Genomic DNA, 16,381 nt, shown 5'->3' on the forward strand with positions numbered 1-16,381 from the left:
TGACAGAAGACGGAACGTTGTTGACCACGCGCCCAAGGAAGGGGGCCTTCATGTACTTCGGCGGGATGGGAGCGCGAGAGGTCGGCCAGGCAGTGGTCATGAGCCGACACTTCGCCCTCACGAGCTTCAGAGGGAGAACATCGAGCCCGGGTTGAAGAGGTTCCCCGGGTCCAGTGCCTGCTTGATCTGCCGGTGCACGCGGATGCCGACCTCGCCGATCTCCTTCTCGAGCCACTCACGTTTGATCCGGCCGATACCGTGCTCGCCGGTGACCGTCCCGCCCAGCGACAGGGCCACGTCGAGGATCGCGTCGAAGGCGATCCTCGCGCGGGCGAACTCCTCCTCGGAGTCGGGCGCGTAGACGATCGTCGGGTGCATGTTCCCGTCACCGGCGTGGCCGACGACGGCGATCCGCAGCCCGACCTCTTCGCTGATCCGCTCGCAGCCGGCGATCAGCTCGGCGATGCGCGTGCGCGGCACGCAGACGTCGTCGGTCAGCCAGACGCCGTACATCTCCAGCGCGGTGAGCACGACCCGCCGCGCTTGCAGCAGCATCTTGCCCTCTTCGAGATCTTCGGTGGCGTAGGCCAGATCCGCGCCGCAGTCGACACAGATCTGTTCCAGTGCCGCGAGTTCCCGGCGGGCGACCTCGCCGCCGGAGTCGGATTGCGCGAGCAGCAAGGCTTTGCAGTCCGAACTCGTGCCGAGGTCGGTCTTGAGGTAGGCCTCGGCCGCCTTGATGGACGTCGCGTCCATGATCTCCATGAGCGACGGCACCAGCCCCTCACGCACGACTCGCGCGACGGCCTCGCCCGCGGCCTCCGTGCTGTTGAAGGCGGCGACGAGGGTGGCGGGCAGTTGCGGCAACGGTTTCAGCGCGACGGTCGCCTGCGTGATCACGCCGAGCGTGCCCTCACTGCCGACGAAGAGCCGCGCGAGGTCGTAGCCCGCGACGCCCTTCACCGTGCGCCGCCCGGTCTTCAGCACCGAGCCGTCGGCGAGCACGACTTCCAAGCCCAGCACGGAATCCGTGGTGACGCCGTACTTCACACAGCACAGTCCACCGGCGTTGGTGGACAGGTTCCCGCCGATGGTGCACCAGTCGTAGCTGGACGGGTCCGGCGGATAGAACAGGCCGTGCTTCTCCACCGCGTTGCGGAAATCGAGGTTCACCACGCCGGGCTGCACGACGGCGAGCCGGTTGCCTTCGTCGATCTCGACGATCTTGTCGAGTTTCGTCAGCACCAGGACGACACACCCGTCGATCGCGTTCGCGGCGCCGGACAGACCACTGCCGGCGCCGCGGGGCACGATCGGCACCTCGAACGCCGCGCAGGCCTTGACCACGGCCTGCACCCCCTCCACGTCGGACGGCAGCACCACCGCGAGGGGTTTGCCGCTGTCGGCCAGCGGCATCATGTCGCGCGAGTAGGCGTCCGTGACGTCGGCTTCGGTGAGCACCGCGGCGTCGCCGAGACGCTCGCGGAGCCGGGTGACCAGGGCATGGTTGCTCATACCCCCATCGTAAGCTCGATTAGATCCGCACTGCGGAAATTTTTTTCCGATCGAGCAGAATGAAGGCCTGAACACCTGTATAGACGAGCACGGCCACACCCGCCCATGCGGTGACGTGCACCCCCTGGGTGAAGGCTTCGCGAGCCGATTCCAGGAGCGCCTGCCCCGCGACAGGGTCGAGCTGCTGCGCCGTCGCGACCGCGCCGCCCAGCGTGTCCCGTGCGGATTCGGCCGTCCCCTCCGGCAGGCCGGACCGGTAGACCGCGGTCGCGACACTGCCGAGAATGGCCGTGCCGAGCGCACCGCCCAGCTCGAACCCGGTCTCGGAGATCGCCGAAGCGGCCCCGGCGCGTTCGGCCGGAGCGGCCGAGATGACCAGGTCGTTCGTCAGCGTCTCCGACAGCGCGACACCGCCACCGAGCAGCGTGAACGACACCACGACGTACGCGAGCCCACCGCCGGACGACACCTGGGTCAACGCAAGGAAGCCGACTGCCGCGACCAGAAGACCGCCGCCGACCAGCAGCGATACCCGGATCCGCTTCGCGAGCCAAGCCGCGAGGAGCGCACCGGCGACACCGGCGACCGTCGCCGGGAGCATCCACAGCGCGGCGACGACCGGGCTCAGCCCGAGCACCAGCTGCAGGTACTGCGGCACCAGGAACAGCAGGCCGACCATGGCGAACACACCGAGCATGTTCGTCACGACGGAGCCGCTGAAGGCCCGGTTCGAGAACAGCTTCAGGTCGAGCATCGGCTCGTCGAGGCTGTTCTGCCTGCGGACGAACACGACACCGAGCGCGAGCCCGATCACGACGCTGACCGCGGCCTTCCAGGTGAAGCCGTGTTCGGCGACCAGCTTGATGCCGTAGACCACCGGCAGCATCGCGGCCAGCGACAGCAGTGCCGACAACGGATCGAAGCGGCCCGGCTTCGGGTCACGCGCCTCCGGCAGCAGGAACGGGCCGACGACGAGCAGGATCACCATCACCGGGACGTTGATGAGGAAGACCGAACCCCACCAGAAGTGCTCCAGCAACCAGCCGCCGAGCACCGGCCCGAGCGCCATCCCGCCGGAGAACCCGGCACTCCACACGGCGATCGCGGTCCGGCGCTGTTTCGGGTCGACGAAGATGCTGCGGATCAGCGACAACGTCGACGGCATCAGCGTCGCGCCGCCCACGCCGAGCAGCGCCCTGGCGATGATCAGCATGAACGCGCTGGTCGAGAAGGCCGCGAGCACCGATGCGGCGCCGAACGCCGCGGCACCCATGAGCAGCAGCTTGCGACGGCCGATGCGGTCACCGAGCGTGCCCATCAGGACCAGCAGGCCTGCCAGCATGAACGAGTAGATGTCGACGATCCACAACTGCTCCGCACCGGTGGGCGCCAGATCCTCGGACAGGAACGGCAGCGCGAACCCGAGCACCGTCATGTCCACGCTGATCAGCAGCACCGGAAGCACCAGTACCGCCAACGCCCACCACTGCTTGCGCCTCGCCATGGCGCACTCTCCTTTAGCTAAACCGTCTGGACGGTACAGTTACCGTCTCGTTCGAAAGTAAACCGTCCAGACGGTATAGTCAACTGATATGGCGAAGCCCACCGCGAAGGAACGCATCCTCGACTCGTACGAGGAGATCCTCATCGAGCAAGGCCCCGGCGGGGTCACCCTCGACGCCGTCGCCGCGCACGCGGGCGTCTCGAAGGGCGGCCTGCTCTACCACTTCGGCTCGAAGGAAGCCCTGGTCGACGGGCTGATGGAGCGTCTCGTCACCTTGTCGGACGAAGACCTCGAACAGGCACAGAAGGCGCCGGAAGGCGTCGTCTCCTGGTACCTGCGCACCGCCATCACCGACGTGACCCAGCGGAAGCCACTGCACCGCACGACCATGGCCACGATCCGGATCATGCTCAACGAACCGCGGGTCGCCCAGATCGTCCAGGTCTACAACCAGAAGATCCACGACCTGGTCAGCGAGCATGTCGACGACCCGCTCACCGCCGAGCTGATCATCCTGGTGGGCGACGGCCTCTACCTGCGGGCGGCGCTCGGCCGGGACGACGCGAGCCCCTTGCTCGACCGGATCGACGAGATCAAGGCCCGCCTCCAGCCCAGACGCGGTTAGTCCTCTGAATGCGGTAGTCGCACGCGCAAGGACCGCATCCAGAGGACGAAACGCGGGAGATCTACATCTGGATCCCGTAGACGCGCTCGATCGGGATGGTGAGCAGAACACGCTGGTCGGCGACCATGGCGTCGCGGAACTCGTCCCAGTCCGGGTGCTCGCCCCGCGCCCGCCGGTAGTGGTCCACGAGCGCGTCGACGGTCGCGTCGTCGCGCGAAGCGGCGGCCGGCGTGAGCACCGCCGTCCCTTCGACGACGACGTAGCCGTCGCCGCTCTCGGTCGACACGTGGAATGTCGCCCGCGGGTCGCGCTGGAGGTTCTTGGTCTTGGCGCGCGGCGCGGTGATCGAGATCAGGATCGCGCCGGCGTCCGCGTCGTAGAGGTAGTTGACGGTCGACAGCTGCGGCCTGCCGTCCCGCTTGATGGTGGCGAGGGTGCCGAAGTTGCGGGCGGCGAGGATCGCGTAGAGCGCGGAGTCGGTCATGCCTCCATCAAAGCAAAAGTGCAGCTCAGGGCGAACCGGACAAACATGCACGAATAAATGTGCTTGCATGCGGCAACTAAAGTGTCATCGGACACACAACGTCACTTTCTTCTTGCGAAGCACCCCTGGGGAGGAACATCCTTGCTCTAGGCAACTAGTTGCAGTGACCAAGCAACCGGCGAGAGACCACCATGACACCCACGACACCCGGCACCAGGTCGAAGGCCGACCTCGATCTGGCCGACACCCTCGGGCACGAGCTCGTGCGGCTCGTGCGCCTGGTCAACCGGGCGAAGTCCCAGGTGTCCAAGCAGGGACCGGACGGCATCGAGCGGGCCGCGTACGCGATCCTCTTCTGCCTCATCCACGTCGGCCCCCAGCGGACCAGCAAACTCGCCGAGTTCCTGCACTCCGAGATCTCGACCATCAGCAGGCAGTCGAGCTCCCTCGTCCAGCACGGCCTGGTCGAGCGCCTGGCCGACCCCGAAGACGGCCGCGCCTGCCTGCTCGCACCGACCGCCGAAGGACTCCGGGTCTTCGAGGAGAACCGCAAGCAGCGGAACCAGTGGCTCGCCGAGGTGCTCGGCGACTGGTCCGACGAGGACCGCAAGACCCTCAACTCGCTGTTCCACCGGCTGAACGACGACATCGAAAAAACATCTCCACAGTTCGCCGACCCCGCGTCGGCGTCGAAGGCCAAGGGGGCCTGAAGCAATGAGTTCCGCAGTAGAAAGTCCGCCAGCCATCCACGAAGATGGTCCCCGGCTCAGTCACCGTCAGATCGTCACGATCCTGATCGGCCTGATGTCGGGCATGTTCCTCGCCGCGCTCGACCAGACCATCGTCGGCACCTCGATCGTCCGGATCGCCAACGACCTCAACGGGTTCGATCTGCAGGCCTGGATCACCACGGCCTACCTGATCACCTCGACGATCGTCACGCCAATCTACGGCAAGCTGTCCGACATCTACGGGCGCAAGCCGTTCTACATCGCCGCGATCTCGATCTTCCTGATCGGCTCGGTCGCCTCGGCGTTCGCGACGTCGATGTACGAGCTGGCCGCGTTCCGCGCGATCCAGGGTCTCGGCGCCGGCGGCCTGATGTCGCTGGCGATGACGATCATGGGCGACATCGTGCCGCCGCGGGAACGTGCCCGCTATCAGGGTTACTTCCTGGCCGTGTTCGGCATCTCCACCGTCCTGGGCCCGGTGCTCGGCGGGTTCTTCGCCGACTTCGACAAGCTCGGCAGCGTCTTCGGTTACGACATCGCCGGCTGGCGCTGGGTGTTCCTGATCAACGTGCCGATCGCGATCGTCGCGCTGTTCGTCGTCGCCCGCGTGCTCAACGTGCCGCACCAGCGCCACGACCACAAGATCGACTGGTGGGGCGGGCTCGCGCTCATCGTCGCCGTCGTCCCGTTCCTGATCGTCGCCGAGCAGGGCAACAAGTGGGGCTGGGGCTCGCAGAACGCGATCCTCTGCTACATCATCGGCGGTGTCGGCGTGGTCGCCTTCATCTTCATCGAGAAGCTGATGAAGGACGCGGCGCTGATCCCGTTGCGGCTGTTCAAGAACTCGACCTTCACGGTGGCGATCATCGGCGGCGTCATCGTCGGTGTCGCGATGTTCGGCGCGATCATGATGATCCCGCAGTACATGCAGGTGGTGCAGGAGTTCTCGCCGACCGAGTCGGGGCTGCTGATGATCCCGCTGATGGCGGGCATCATGAGCGCCTCCATCATCTCGGGCCAGATCACCAGCAAAACCGGACGCTACAAGGTGTTCCCGGTGATCGGCACGCTGCTGATCGCGGGCGGTGCGTTCTTCTTCGCGCAGGTCGAGTACAACAGCGCGCTGTGGCACCCGCTCGTCGCGGCCGCGATCATCGGGCTCGGCCTCGGTTCCTGCATGCAGACGCTGATCATCGCGGTGCAGAACGCGGGCCCGCGCAGCGACATGGGCGTCTCGACCGCTTCGGCGACGTTCTTCCGGCAGATCGGTGGTACCGCGGGTGTCGCGGTGTTCCTGACGATCCTGTTCAACGTCCTGCCGGGCAACATCACCAAGGCGTTCGGCGGCAACGCGCCGACCGGTGAGGGCGCCGCGGCGCTGGGCGACCTCACCACGAACACGAGCGGTATCGCGAGTCTGCCCGAGGCCATCAAGACCCCGGTGCTGATCGGCTTCACCGAGTCGATCACCACGGTGTTCTACGTGGCGGGCGCGGTCGCGCTGCTGGCGACGCTGGTCCTGATGTTCATGAAGGAGATCCCACTTCTCGGCGGCTCCGCTCCTTCGGCGGCTTCGGCTCTCGAAGGCGGCGAAGCACTCCTTGAAGAGGACGACGCGCCTGTCGAAACAGCGTCGGAGAAGACGGTCGTGACCGCGCCCGTCGAGGCCGGGAAGCACGCGATGACCAACGGGAACGGAGCGTACCGGGCCGGATCCGCGCAGATCAGCGGGCATGTCCGCCGGGACGACGCCACGAACGTCGCGGGTGCGGCGCTGACCCTGATCGACCACAACGGCAATCAGGTGGCCAGGACGCACACGAACGAGAACGGTGTCTACTCGTTCGCCGGCATCGTGGGCGGGCGGTACACGCTCGTCGCCAGCGGTCGCTGGTTCCGGCCGGTCGCGGCGACGCTGACCGCCACCGGAGCCGGGGTGCTGCGCCACGACTTCGAGCTGGTCAGCACGATCCTGCTGAGCGGGGTCGCCCGCACCGACGGCGACCGGGTGGTGCCGGACGCCCGGATCACCGTGCTCGACTCCTCGGGTGGCGTCGCGGCCGTGGCGAGGACCGACGCGGAGGGCAACTACACGGTCAGCGACCTGCCCGCCGGGACCTACACGGTGATCGCCAGCGGTTACCCGCCCGCGACCAGCCGGGTGGAGCTGCTGGGCGGTGACCAGGCCGAACACGATGTCCGGCTGAGCTACGACCAGGCGCTCGACGAGCTTGTCGAGCACTAGTCCCGAGCGCTATGAAAGGTCCTTTCCTTGCGAAATTTGCAAGGAAAGGACCTTTCATAGCACGGGTGGGGCACATGACCGGACCTTTCGGACACCCCGATTCCACGGTTCGGCCGCATGCGGTTCGCGAAGTACACGTAGGCTCGCGTCGTGAGTGAGGTGTACACCGAGGCCGCGGGCATCGGCGTGAGCTGGCTCGACACCGCCGGGCCGGTGCTCGTCTGGGTGATCGTGCTCAGCTTCATCTTCGTGGAGTGCGCGCTGATCATCGGACTTTTCCTGCCCGGCGACTCCCTGCTGTTCGCCGCCGGGGTCGTCCTCGCGCAGCACGGCTCCGACCTGAACGCGTGGCTGCTGTCGGCCGCCGCGCTGCTGGTCGCGATCCTCGGCAACCAGGTGGGGTATTACATCGGGCGGTCGACGGGCACGAAACTGATCGCGCGCCGCGGCGGCAAGGTACTGAACCGGCACAACCTGGACCGCGCCAGGACCTTCCTGGATCGCAAGGGGTTCTTCGCCATCGTCGCCGCGCGCTGGATCCCGTGGATCCGCACGCTGGCGCCGCTCATCGCGGGGACCGCGCGGATGGATCCGCGCCGGTTCGCGCTCGCGACCGCGCTCGGCGGGCTGCTCTGGGTGCCGACGCTGGTGCTGCTCGGCTACTACGGCGCCGGCCTGCTGGACCAGCTTCCGTGGGTGAAGACGGTCGCGCTCTGGGTGAGCGTCGCGTTCTTCGTGGTGGGCACGGCCTACGGCGTGATCCGCTACCGCCAGGAAATGCGGCGTCCCGCCGAAGAGACCGAGGAGAGCACCGCCTAAACCTCGGGATCGGCCCAGATTTCGAGCTGGATACCGTCGGGGTCACGGAAGACGATGACCGACGAGCCTTCCAGGGTCCGGGAGCCCTTCGACGGCGAGTGGACGACGCCGTATTCCGAGAGCCGCGCTTCCCATTCGGCCAGCTCCGAGCGCGATGAGACCTTGAACGCCACGTGGTCCAGACCTGTCCGCCGTTCGTCGAACCGCGGCCGCTCGGTGTCCTGGTGCTCGACGAGCACCACCGCGAAACCCTCGCTGGGCGACCTGAGCACGACCTTCCGCAGCCCCGTTTCGGGGTCCTCACGACGCGTGAACTCCTCGAGTTCGAGCACTCGGGCGTACCAGGGCACGCTCCGGTCCACGTCGGTCACGGTGAGTGCCAGGTGGTGCACAGACATGAGCTTGGACATCGGGGATGACCGTCCTGATCAAGAGCTTGGGGGCGCCACCAGGGTGACACAGGCGCCTGGAGCCACGAGGTGATCCGCCGACTTCCCACATGAATCGTGATATCCGCCGGGAAACAGTGTTAAAAAGTGGCTGAACCGCACGCGGAGCCGATATCGCCCCGTGACCGCGCCGTGGCCCCGGGTGTCAACGGCCGCCGCCGACGGTCAGCACCGTCCCGGTGGTGTACGACGCGGCCGGGGAAAGCAGCCACAGCACGGCTTCCGCGACTTCGCCGGGCTCGCCCGCCCGTCCCATCGGAATGGTCGGCGCGATCCGCTCCATCCGGTCGGGCAGACCCGCCGCGGCGTGCAGTCCGGTGTGGATCATCCCTGGTGCGACGGCGTTCACCCGGACGGATTCTTTCGCGACTTCTTGCGCCACGCCGTAGGTCATCGTTTCGACCGCGGCCTTGGTGCCCGCGTAGTGGACCCATTCCCCTGGCGAGCCGGTCCGCGCGGCGGTGGAGGACAGGGTCACGATCGCGCCGCCGTCCCCGCCGTACCGGGTGGACATCCGGCGGATGCCCTCGCGGACGCACAGGAAGACACCCGTGATGTTGACATCGACGACGCGACGGACGACGTCGACGTCGTATTCGTCGAACCTGCCGGGAGTGTTGCCGGTGATGGCCGCGTTCGCGACCAGCCCGGCGAGCGGGCCCAGTTCGACGGCGGCGTCGAACAGGGCCACCACGTCTTCTTCGGACGCGACATCGCCGCGCTGGGTGATCGCCCGGACGCCGTGCTTCCGGACGCGCGAAGCGACGTCTTCGGCCGCTTCGACGTCACCCGCGTAGTTGACGACGACGTCGTAACCGCGCGCGGCGGCCAGCTCGCAGACCGCCGCGCCGATGCCCTTGCTGCCGCCGGTGACGACGAGAACACCACTCATATGGCGAAGTTAACCAGCGGAAGGTTCTCGAGGACCAGGTCGGCCCGGCTGCTGGTGGACGCGATCAGATCGGCGTTGCGCTGGTCGGAACCGAGCGCGCGGCGACGCGCTTCGACCAGGGAACGGCCGTAGCGGCGGTGCCGCGAGACGAGCCGCTCGATGCGCTCGGGTTCGTCCGGCGCGAGGAACCAGGACTCGGCGAGGATCGGCTTCACGCCGCTCCACGGGTCGTCCTGCATGAGCAGGTAGTTACCCTCGGTGATGACCAGCGGCACGTCCGGCGTGACCCCGACGGCGCCGGCGATGGGTTCCTCGATCTCCCGGCGGAATTCGGGCGCGTAGACCGTCTCGCGGCCTTCGGCGAGCCTGCGCAGCAAGTGCACGTACCCGGCGGCGTCGAAGGTGTCCGGCGCGCCCTTGCGCTCCACGCGCCCGAGCCGCTGGAGTTCCACCTGCGCCAGGTGGAAGCCGTCCATTCCGACCACCGCGGCCCTCGTGCCCAGCGCCTTCGCCAGGCCCCAGGCCAGCGTCGTCTTGCCGGACGCGGGGGCGCCGACGATGCCGAGCACGCTGCGCTGTCCCGGTTTCGCCAGCGTCTGAGCCCTGCTCAACAGGTCCTCGAACACCGGAGGCATGGCTGTCATGGCAGTACTTCTCCCATCTTCGCGACCGCGGCCGTCCACGACCTCGGTCCTTCATGCCGCACCCGTTCGGCGGCCACCTCGTTGGCGAACTCGATCCAGCCGGGGACCTCCCCTTGGTCCCGGGCGACCGCGTACGCGAAAGCCCCGTGCCAGACGTCGCCCGCGCCCAGCGTGTCACGCGCCCGGGTGACCGGGACCGGGACGGCACCGGATCCGTCCGCCGTCGACCAGCGGACCGGATCGGGTCCGGCGGTCGTGATCACCACCGGAACGCCATGCTCGCGAGGGTCGTCCCCGCGGTACAGCGACGAGCACGCGGCGATGTCGACCAGCGGCAGGAGTTCGGGGAAGACCGGCTTCCAGCTTCCGGCGTCGAGCACCACCGGTATCGCGCGCTCCTTCGCCCAGTGCGCGACCTCCAGGGCGACCTCCGGATGGTGCCCGTCGAGGAGCACGCACCCGGGCATTTCGTCCTCTGGACGCGGTAGTTGCGCGTGCAAGGACCGCATCGAGAGGACTGAATGCGAGGAGGCGTGGGCGTTGCGCGAGACGACGGTGCGTTCCCCGTCCGAGTCACGGACGACGATGGCGCTGATCGCGGGCGGATCGGGCCGTCCGGGATCGAGGTCGACCAGGTCGACGCCGTGGGTTTCGAGGTCCGCACGGGCGAGTGCCGCCAGCGGGTGCGCACCGGCGACCGTCAGGAGCGTCGCCCCGGCGCCGAGCGCGGCCACGGTCACCGCCGCGTTCGTCGCCGGCCCCCCGGCGGCGACGTCCATCGACAGCGAACGCACCTTCTCGCCCGGCGCCGGGATCTCGGCGACGCGCTGAACCTGGTCGACGGTGCACAGGCCCGCCAGCAGCACTCGCACTACAGCCCCGTGTGGACGGCCGAAGCGACCTCTTCGACCTCGCCGCTCTCACCGATCTTCAACGCACCCGTGAGCAGACCGACGACCTGGTTCATGGTGTGCGTCTTCGGCGAGACCACCGCGACCCGCTTGCCGAGGCGGTGCACGTGGATACGGTCGGCGATGTCGAACACGTGCGGCATGTTGTGGCTGATCAGCACCACCGGCAGGCCGCGTTCGCGGATGCGGTTGATCAGGTCGAGCACCTTGCCGGATTCGGCGACGCCGAGCGCGGCGGTGGGCTCGTCCATGATCACCGCCTTGGTGCCGAACGCGGCCGCCCGCGCGACCGCGACACCCTGGCGCTGCCCGCCGGACAACGTCTCCACCGGCTGCGTGATGGACTTGATGTTGATGCCGAGCTCGTCGAGGATCCGCTGCGCGTCGGCCCGCATGCTCGCGGTGTCCAGCTTCCGGAACAGCTGCCCGAAGAGATCCTTACGCCGCTTCTCCCGGCCGAGGAACATGTTCGACGCGATGTCGAGCGCGGGCGCGACGGCGAGATCCTGATACACCGTCTCGATCCCGTAGTGGCGAGCGTCCAAAGGGGACTTGAAGTGGACGGTCTGACCATCCACTTTGATCTCACCGGAATCCGGGATCACCGCTCCCGAAAGGGCTTTGATGAGGCTCGACTTCCCGGCGCCGTTGTCGCCGACGACGGCGAGCACCTCGCCGGGGAACAGTTCGAAGTCGGCACCGTCGATGGCGGTGACCCGGCCATAGCGTTTGACCAGGCCCTGCGCGGACAACGTGGGTGTCGTCATGACTGCCGCCTCCTCGCGAAACGGTCGACGCAGACAGCGCCGATGAGCAGGGCACCGGTGGCGACGTCCTGGTAGAGCGCGTCCACCCCGAGCTGGGTCAGCCCGGACCGCAGGACCGCGACGACCAGCGCGCCCATCATCGTGCCGAGTACGGAACCCCGGCCGCCGAACAGGCTCGCGCCGCCGAGCACCACCGCGGTGATGGAGTCGAGGTTGCCGAGCTGGAAGGCGTTCGGGTCGGCGTTCGGCACGCGGCCGAGCGCCTGCCAGGCGGCGATCCCGACGATCACGCCGGCGACGATGTACACCGAAAGGATCGTGCGGTTGACCTTGATCCCGGACAGCCGCGCGGATTCCGGCGCGTTGCCGACCGCGTAGACGTGCTTGCCCCACGGTGTCCGCGTGAGCGCGTACCAAAGTCCCAGGTACATCAGCAACGCGAGCGTCATGCCGTAGGTGATCGGGATGCCGCCGAACAGGTACCGGCGGGTGCCGAGCCATTTGAGCAGCTCGTCGGCGACCGGGACGGCCTGCCCGCTCGCGAACAGTTTCGCGGCCGCGGTGAGCACGGTCAGCAGACCGAGCGTGACGATGAACGGCGGCAGTTTGATCCGGGTGACCAGCGAACCGGTGACCATGCCGATCACCACCGTCGCCACGATTCCCAGCAGCAGCGCCCAGATCCCGGAGACGCCGCCGACCACGAGTTTCGCCATGATCAGCGTCGCGAGCACCATCGCGGCCGCGTTGGCCAGGTCGATCCCCGCGGTCAGGATGATCAGCGTCTGCCCGAGGGCGAGCGTGCCGACCACCAGGGACTGTTGCACCACAAGGGAAAGGTTGTCGAGGTCGAGGAAGGTGTCGGTCGAAAGGGAGAACACCACGATCGCGACGAGCAGGGCCAGCGCGGGCCCGACCGCGGGCGCGCGCAGGAAGAACTCACCGATGGACGGGCGTTCGTTGCCTTTGAGGGTTGCGGTAGTCACTTCGTCCCCCAGCAGTTCTCGAGGCCCCACTTGGTGTCCTGGCTTTCCACGCCGGGGATCGGCTTGTCCGTGATCACCGCGGATCCGGTGTCGACGAACCCGCTCGGCTTCTTCCCGGTCTTGGCGTATTCGACGGCGGCGAGGACGCCCTGTTCGGCCATCTTCTTGGGGAACTGCATGACCGTCGCGGCGTACTGGCCGTCGCGCACGTTCTTGACGCCTTCGCAGCCACCGTCGATCGACCCCATCACGATCTGGTTCACCAGACCGCGGGCCTGGAGCGCCGCGTAGGTGCCACGGCCCATCGGCTCGTTCATCGTGTAGACGGCGTTGATGTCGGTGGTGCGCTGCAGCAGGTTCTCGACGCCCTGCTGCGCGAGGCTCTGGTCGCCGTTCGCGGGCGTCTTGCCCTTGATCTCCGGCGACGCGTCGGTCAGCCCGATGCCCTTGAGGAACCCGGTGTGCCGCTGGGTGTCCACTGTGGACCCGGCGGTGCCGTCCACCATGAACAGCTTCGGCGGCTTGCCCGCCAGCGCGGCCTTGACGTACGCGCCCTGCTGACGTCCGGCCTCGAAGTTGTCCGTGGCGAAGGTGGCGTCGACGGCGGTGTCCGGTTCGGTCGCCGTGTCGAGCGCGATCACCAGCACCCCGGCCTTGCGGGCGCGATCGATGGCGTCGAGGACTCCGGTCGAGGAACTCGGCGTGATCAGGATGGTGTTCGCGCCCTGCTGCATGAGGTTCTCGATGGCCCTGACCTGGCCGTCGTTGTCGCCGTCGAACTGGCCGGCGAGCGCGCTGAACTCCGCGCCGTTCGCCTCGGCGGCGGCCTTGGCGGCCGCTCTCAGCTCCACGAAGTAGGGATTGGTGTCGGTCTTCGTGACCAGGCCGACCTTGGCCTTGCCACCGCCGCCCGCGTTCGATCCGCCACCCCAGTGGCGTTCGACGGTGCACCCGGCCGAGGTCACCGCGAGTGCGGCGGCCATGGCGAGCGCGGCGAGACTGCGCTGTCTCATGGGGATGCCCTCCGATTCAAGGCTGTCCGTGATGGACCGGAAGGTAGACAGGGTTATGCTCAGTCGCAAGCGTTTGCGCAAACGCTTGCCAGCTGTCTTCCCGAGGATTGGTCATGCCGCCGTCTCGCTCGTCCCGCCCCACCCAACGCGACATCGCCGAGCTGGCGGGAGTCTCGATCACCACCGTTTCCCACGTGGTCAACGGGACGAGGGCGGTGGCCGAGGACACCAAGCTGGCGGTCCTCCGCGCGATCGAGCAGACCGGCTACACCGGCGACGCGATCGCCCGCTCGCTGGTCACCGGCGGGACCCGGTCGATCGGCGTCGCGATCTCCCTCATCGCGAACCCGTACTTCGCCGTCCTGATCCAGGCCATCGAACGCGAAGCCGCGCTGGCCGGATACACGGTCTTGCTCGCGGACACGCACGACACCGTCGACACCGAGCGCGAGACCGTGCGGACCCTGCGTTCGCGCCGCGTCGACGGGCTGCTGATCACGCCGTCGCCCGGCGACGGATCGGTGATCGGCGAACTCGTCTCACTCGACGTCCCGACCGTGCTCATCGACCGGCTCTCCACCCGCACCGACGTCGACCAGGTCGGCGCGGAGAACATCCAATCGACCTCCGCGCTGACCGCGCATCTCGCGTCGCTCGGGCATCAACGGATCGGCATGATCAGCGGCACGGCCGGGCTGAGCACCAGCGAGGAGCGGATCCTCGGCTACCGGCTGGGGCTCGGCCGCTCGGGTTTGACCTGGTCGGAGGACCTGGTCGCGTGCGGACAGTCCTCACAGGCGGGCGGCGCCCTCGCGCTGAGCACGCTGCTCGCGCTGCCGGAACCGCCGACGGCACTGGTGGTCGCCAACGACACCATGATGGTCGGGGTGCTGCACGAATTGCGGCGCCGCGGGCTGCGGGCGGGCGTCGACCTGCCGGTGGTCGTCTACGACGACGTCGAATGGGCCGATCTGGTCGATCCGCCGCTGACCACGATGGCGCAGCCGATCGAGGAGATAGGCACACAGGCGGTACGCCTGCTGCTGGCACGGATCAACGATCCGGCACGCAAGGCCCAGACGATGCGGATTCCGCCTACGCTCCGCCATCGTGCGTCCTGCGGATGCGCTCTCGTTCACTCACATTGATGATTGTTGGGAGACTTTCCGGTCTCGCCGCCGGGTGACGCTCGGTCAGCCGTTACCGTCATTCAAGCTCGAATGAAGGCGTGGAGCGATGACCGCACTGTCCCCGGCGTTACCCCTGTGGGAGGACACCCCTGTCACCCACCGGTTCGGGGTGGCCATGGCGATGCACGCGAACCCGTATTCGGGTGAACTGGTCCGCGCCATCCGTCGCGCCGCACGCCGTCACGGCTGCGAAATCACCCTCGCCGACACCGGTGACAGCGTCGCCGAAGAAGCCGCGGTCATCCGCGCGCTGCGGGCGGACCGCGTCGACGGTGTCCTGCTCGTCCCGGCGGCGGGCGACGAAGCCGTGATCAACGGGCTGGTCCGGATGGGCGTGCCGACCGTGCTCGTCGACCGGATGGCGGGCCGCAACGACGTCGACCAGGTCGGCTCCGAGAACATCCAGGCCGTGTGCGCGCTCGTGCGGCATCTCGCCGGATTGCGGCACCGCAAGATCGGCTTCATCTCGGGCGAAGAGGACATGACCACCTACGAGGAGCGCGCGCTGGGCTACCGGCTCGGACTCGGCCGCTCCGGCCTCCGGTGGACATCGCAGCTGGTCGCGTGCGGGCAGTCGACCCCTGGCGGGGCCGCCGCCGCGACGGCGAAACTGCTCGACAGCTGGCCATCGCCGACCGCGCTCGTGGTGGCGAGCGAGGCGATGATGATCGGCGTCCAGTACGAGGCGCACCGGCTCGGCATCCGGATCGGGCGGGATCTCGCGATCGTCGGCTACGGCGACATGGAGTGGGCGGGACAGGTGACCCCGGCGGTCACGACGATGGCGCAGCCGATCGAGGAGATCGGGCGTAAGGCCGTCGAACTCCTGCTGGCCCGGATCACCGACCCGGAGCGACGGCCCGAATCCGTACGGCTCGCGCCACGCTTCATCCACCGGCACTCGTGCGGCTGCTGAGTCACAACTCGCTGGTGAGAAGCCCGCCGCCGGGTGATGATGGCGGAATGACCGACCTGTGGACCGTGCACACCGCCGACCTCGAAGCAGGCGTGCTGAGGGCGGCACGCGCTCTGCTGGACGACGCTTTCGACGGCGATTTCAGCGACCACGACTGGGAAAACGCCCTCGGCGGCATGCACACGCTGGTGTGGGAGAGCGGTGAGCTGATCGGGCACGCGTCACTGGTCCAGCGACGGCTCGTCCACGACGGGCGGGTCCTCCGCACGGGTTATATCGAGGCGGTCGCCGTCCGGTCGGACCACCGGCGGCGCGGGCACGGCGCCGCGATGATGGACGCGCTGGAGCGGGTCCTGCGGAAGGCGTACGACCTCGGGGCGCTTTCGGCGTCCGACGAGGCGCTGGAGTTCTACGCGTCGCGCGGCTGGCTGTTGTGGCGCGGTACTTCGTCGGCCATGACACCTTCGGGCATCGAGGCGACGAAGGAGGACGACGGGTCGATCCATGTCCTGCCGGTGGGGGTCACCCTGGACCTGGACGGGGAGATCACCTGCGATTGGCGGTCCGGCGACGTCTGGTGACGCATTTAGAGGACTAAATGCGAGGGGGCCGCCCTCCGGACGTTGCGAAAGCCACTTTCGCAACCTTCAACGTTGCGAAAGTGGCATTCGCAACCTGCCACCTTTGCCC

17 protein-coding genes are annotated in these 16,381 nt (G+C 67.9%); 7 read left to right on the plus strand and 10 right to left on the minus strand.

Annotated elements, in window-relative coordinates:
- Positions 1-126: 126 nt before the first annotated feature.
- Both ACFVM3_RS39430 and ACFVM3_RS39435 read right to left on the minus strand, forming a co-directional pair.
- Entirely contained in the window at positions 127-1,515 is a 1,389-nt protein-coding gene (locus ACFVM3_RS39430; RefSeq protein ID WP_378444911.1) for an FAD-binding oxidoreductase, read from the minus strand.
- A 19-nt stretch (positions 1,516-1,534) separates the two neighbouring features.
- Complete coding sequence (locus ACFVM3_RS39435) at positions 1,535-3,019, minus strand: MFS transporter (RefSeq protein WP_378444912.1); 1,485 nt, start codon at positions 3,017-3,019, stop codon at positions 1,535-1,537.
- Positions 3,020-3,107: 88 nt separating this feature from the next.
- Here ACFVM3_RS39435 and ACFVM3_RS39440 point away from each other — a divergent pair, with 88 nt between their 5' ends.
- A complete protein-coding gene (locus ACFVM3_RS39440) occupies positions 3,108-3,644 on the plus strand; it encodes a TetR/AcrR family transcriptional regulator (protein ID WP_378444913.1) in 537 nt (178 codons plus the stop codon).
- Positions 3,645-3,705: 61 nt separating this feature from the next.
- Here the strand turns inward: ACFVM3_RS39440 and ACFVM3_RS39445 are convergent, their stop codons facing one another.
- Complete coding sequence (locus ACFVM3_RS39445; RefSeq protein ID WP_257483396.1) at positions 3,706-4,128, minus strand: PPOX class F420-dependent oxidoreductase; 423 nt, start codon at positions 4,126-4,128, stop codon at positions 3,706-3,708.
- 191 nt (positions 4,129-4,319) lie between these two features.
- Between ACFVM3_RS39445 and ACFVM3_RS39450 the strand changes: the two genes are divergently transcribed.
- The 3 genes from ACFVM3_RS39450 to ACFVM3_RS39460 all read left to right on the plus strand — a co-directional run bounded on the left by ACFVM3_RS39450 (position 4,320) and on the right by ACFVM3_RS39460 (position 7,923).
- Positions 4,320-4,838 carry a MarR family winged helix-turn-helix transcriptional regulator gene (locus tag ACFVM3_RS39450; protein WP_192747131.1) on the plus strand — a complete coding sequence of 173 codons (519 nt, stop codon included), beginning with the start codon at positions 4,320-4,322 and terminating at the stop codon, positions 4,836-4,838.
- A gap of 4 nt (positions 4,839-4,842) precedes the next feature.
- A complete protein-coding gene (locus tag ACFVM3_RS39455) occupies positions 4,843-7,104 on the plus strand; it encodes an MFS transporter (protein WP_378444914.1) in 2,262 nt (753 codons plus the stop codon).
- A 150-nt stretch (positions 7,105-7,254) separates the two neighbouring features.
- Positions 7,255-7,923: a DedA family protein gene (locus ACFVM3_RS39460; RefSeq protein WP_378444915.1), complete on the plus strand. Its 669-nt coding sequence runs from the start codon at positions 7,255-7,257 to the stop codon at positions 7,921-7,923.
- Here ACFVM3_RS39460 and ACFVM3_RS39465 read toward each other — a convergent pair.
- The 7 genes from ACFVM3_RS39465 to ACFVM3_RS39495 form a co-directional block, all read right to left on the minus strand.
- Entirely contained in the window at positions 7,920-8,333 is a 414-nt protein-coding gene (locus tag ACFVM3_RS39465) for a VOC family protein (RefSeq protein ID WP_016338116.1), read from the minus strand. The genes ACFVM3_RS39460 and ACFVM3_RS39465 overlap by 4 nt on opposite strands.
- Before the next feature lie 184 nt (positions 8,334-8,517).
- Positions 8,518-9,264, minus strand: coding sequence for an SDR family oxidoreductase (locus tag ACFVM3_RS39470; RefSeq protein ID WP_378444916.1), 747 nt, complete (start codon positions 9,262-9,264; stop codon positions 8,518-8,520).
- Positions 9,261-9,908 carry a nucleoside/nucleotide kinase family protein gene (locus ACFVM3_RS39475; protein WP_378444917.1) on the minus strand — a complete coding sequence of 216 codons (648 nt, stop codon included), beginning with the start codon at positions 9,906-9,908 and terminating at the stop codon, positions 9,261-9,263. Before ACFVM3_RS39475 ends, ACFVM3_RS39470 begins: the two co-directional genes overlap by 4 nt.
- The gene (locus ACFVM3_RS39480) at positions 9,905-10,774 is read right to left on the minus strand and encodes a PfkB family carbohydrate kinase (RefSeq protein ID WP_378444920.1); all 870 of its coding nucleotides are present in this window, start codon (positions 10,772-10,774) and stop codon (positions 9,905-9,907) included. The genes ACFVM3_RS39475 and ACFVM3_RS39480 overlap by 4 nt, the downstream gene beginning before the upstream one ends.
- A 5-nt stretch (positions 10,775-10,779) precedes the next feature.
- On the minus strand, positions 10,780-11,586 hold the full coding sequence (locus ACFVM3_RS39485) for an ATP-binding cassette domain-containing protein (protein ID WP_378444918.1): 807 nt from the start codon (positions 11,584-11,586) through the stop codon (positions 10,780-10,782).
- The gene (locus ACFVM3_RS39490) at positions 11,583-12,572 is read right to left on the minus strand and encodes an ABC transporter permease (protein WP_034312398.1); all 990 of its coding nucleotides are present in this window, start codon (positions 12,570-12,572) and stop codon (positions 11,583-11,585) included. The genes ACFVM3_RS39485 and ACFVM3_RS39490 overlap by 4 nt, the downstream gene beginning before the upstream one ends.
- Positions 12,569-13,585, minus strand: a complete 1,017-nt coding sequence (locus tag ACFVM3_RS39495) for a substrate-binding domain-containing protein (RefSeq protein ID WP_378444919.1) — start codon at positions 13,583-13,585, stop codon at positions 12,569-12,571. The genes ACFVM3_RS39490 and ACFVM3_RS39495 overlap by 4 nt, the downstream gene beginning before the upstream one ends.
- A 113-nt stretch (positions 13,586-13,698) precedes the next feature.
- On the opposite strand from ACFVM3_RS39495, the gene ACFVM3_RS39500 reads away from it, so the two are divergent.
- From ACFVM3_RS39500 to ACFVM3_RS39510, 3 genes are all read left to right on the plus strand, one after another.
- Positions 13,699-14,733, plus strand: a complete 1,035-nt coding sequence (locus ACFVM3_RS39500; protein ID WP_037334537.1) for a LacI family DNA-binding transcriptional regulator — start codon at positions 13,699-13,701, stop codon at positions 14,731-14,733.
- 88 nt (positions 14,734-14,821) lie between these two features.
- Entirely contained in the window at positions 14,822-15,691 is an 870-nt protein-coding gene (locus tag ACFVM3_RS39505) for a LacI family DNA-binding transcriptional regulator (protein ID WP_257483405.1), read from the plus strand.
- Positions 15,692-15,738: 47 nt separating this feature from the next.
- Positions 15,739-16,272 carry a GNAT family N-acetyltransferase gene (locus tag ACFVM3_RS39510; protein WP_126736105.1) on the plus strand — a complete coding sequence of 178 codons (534 nt, stop codon included), beginning with the start codon at positions 15,739-15,741 and terminating at the stop codon, positions 16,270-16,272.
- Positions 16,273-16,381 lie beyond the last annotated feature (109 nt).

The sequence above is a fragment of the Amycolatopsis sp. NPDC057786 genome, assembly GCF_042797905.1.
Lineage (GTDB): Bacteria > Actinomycetota > Actinomycetes > Mycobacteriales > Pseudonocardiaceae > Amycolatopsis.

Coding starts and splice junctions, on each gene's coding strand:
- ACFVM3_RS39445 (WP_257483396.1), bottom strand. CDS start 4,128: ATGACCGACTCCGCGCTCTACGCGATCCTCGCCGCCCGCAACTTCGGC.
- ACFVM3_RS39430 (WP_378444911.1), bottom strand. CDS start 1,515: ATGAGCAACCATGCCCTGGTCACCCGGCTCCGCGAGCGTCTCGGCGAC.
- ACFVM3_RS39465 (WP_016338116.1), bottom strand. CDS start 8,333: ATGTCCAAGCTCATGTCTGTGCACCACCTGGCACTCACCGTGACCGAC.
- ACFVM3_RS39475 (WP_378444917.1), bottom strand. CDS start 9,908: ATGACAGCCATGCCTCCGGTGTTCGAGGACCTGTTGAGCAGGGCTCAG.
- ACFVM3_RS39485 (WP_378444918.1), bottom strand. CDS start 11,586: ATGACGACACCCACGTTGTCCGCGCAGGGCCTGGTCAAACGCTATGGC.
- ACFVM3_RS39510 (WP_126736105.1), top strand. CDS start 15,739: ATGACCGACCTGTGGACCGTGCACACCGCCGACCTCGAAGCAGGCGTG.
- ACFVM3_RS39470 (WP_378444916.1), bottom strand. CDS start 9,264: ATGAGTGGTGTTCTCGTCGTCACCGGCGGCAGCAAGGGCATCGGCGCG.
- ACFVM3_RS39500 (WP_037334537.1), top strand. CDS start 13,699: ATGCCGCCGTCTCGCTCGTCCCGCCCCACCCAACGCGACATCGCCGAG.
- ACFVM3_RS39455 (WP_378444914.1), top strand. CDS start 4,843: ATGAGTTCCGCAGTAGAAAGTCCGCCAGCCATCCACGAAGATGGTCCC.
- ACFVM3_RS39440 (WP_378444913.1), top strand. CDS start 3,108: ATGGCGAAGCCCACCGCGAAGGAACGCATCCTCGACTCGTACGAGGAG.
- ACFVM3_RS39435 (WP_378444912.1), bottom strand. CDS start 3,019: ATGGCGAGGCGCAAGCAGTGGTGGGCGTTGGCGGTACTGGTGCTTCCG.
- ACFVM3_RS39505 (WP_257483405.1), top strand. CDS start 14,822: ATGACCGCACTGTCCCCGGCGTTACCCCTGTGGGAGGACACCCCTGTC.
- ACFVM3_RS39495 (WP_378444919.1), bottom strand. CDS start 13,585: ATGAGACAGCGCAGTCTCGCCGCGCTCGCCATGGCCGCCGCACTCGCG.
- ACFVM3_RS39450 (WP_192747131.1), top strand. CDS start 4,320: ATGACACCCACGACACCCGGCACCAGGTCGAAGGCCGACCTCGATCTG.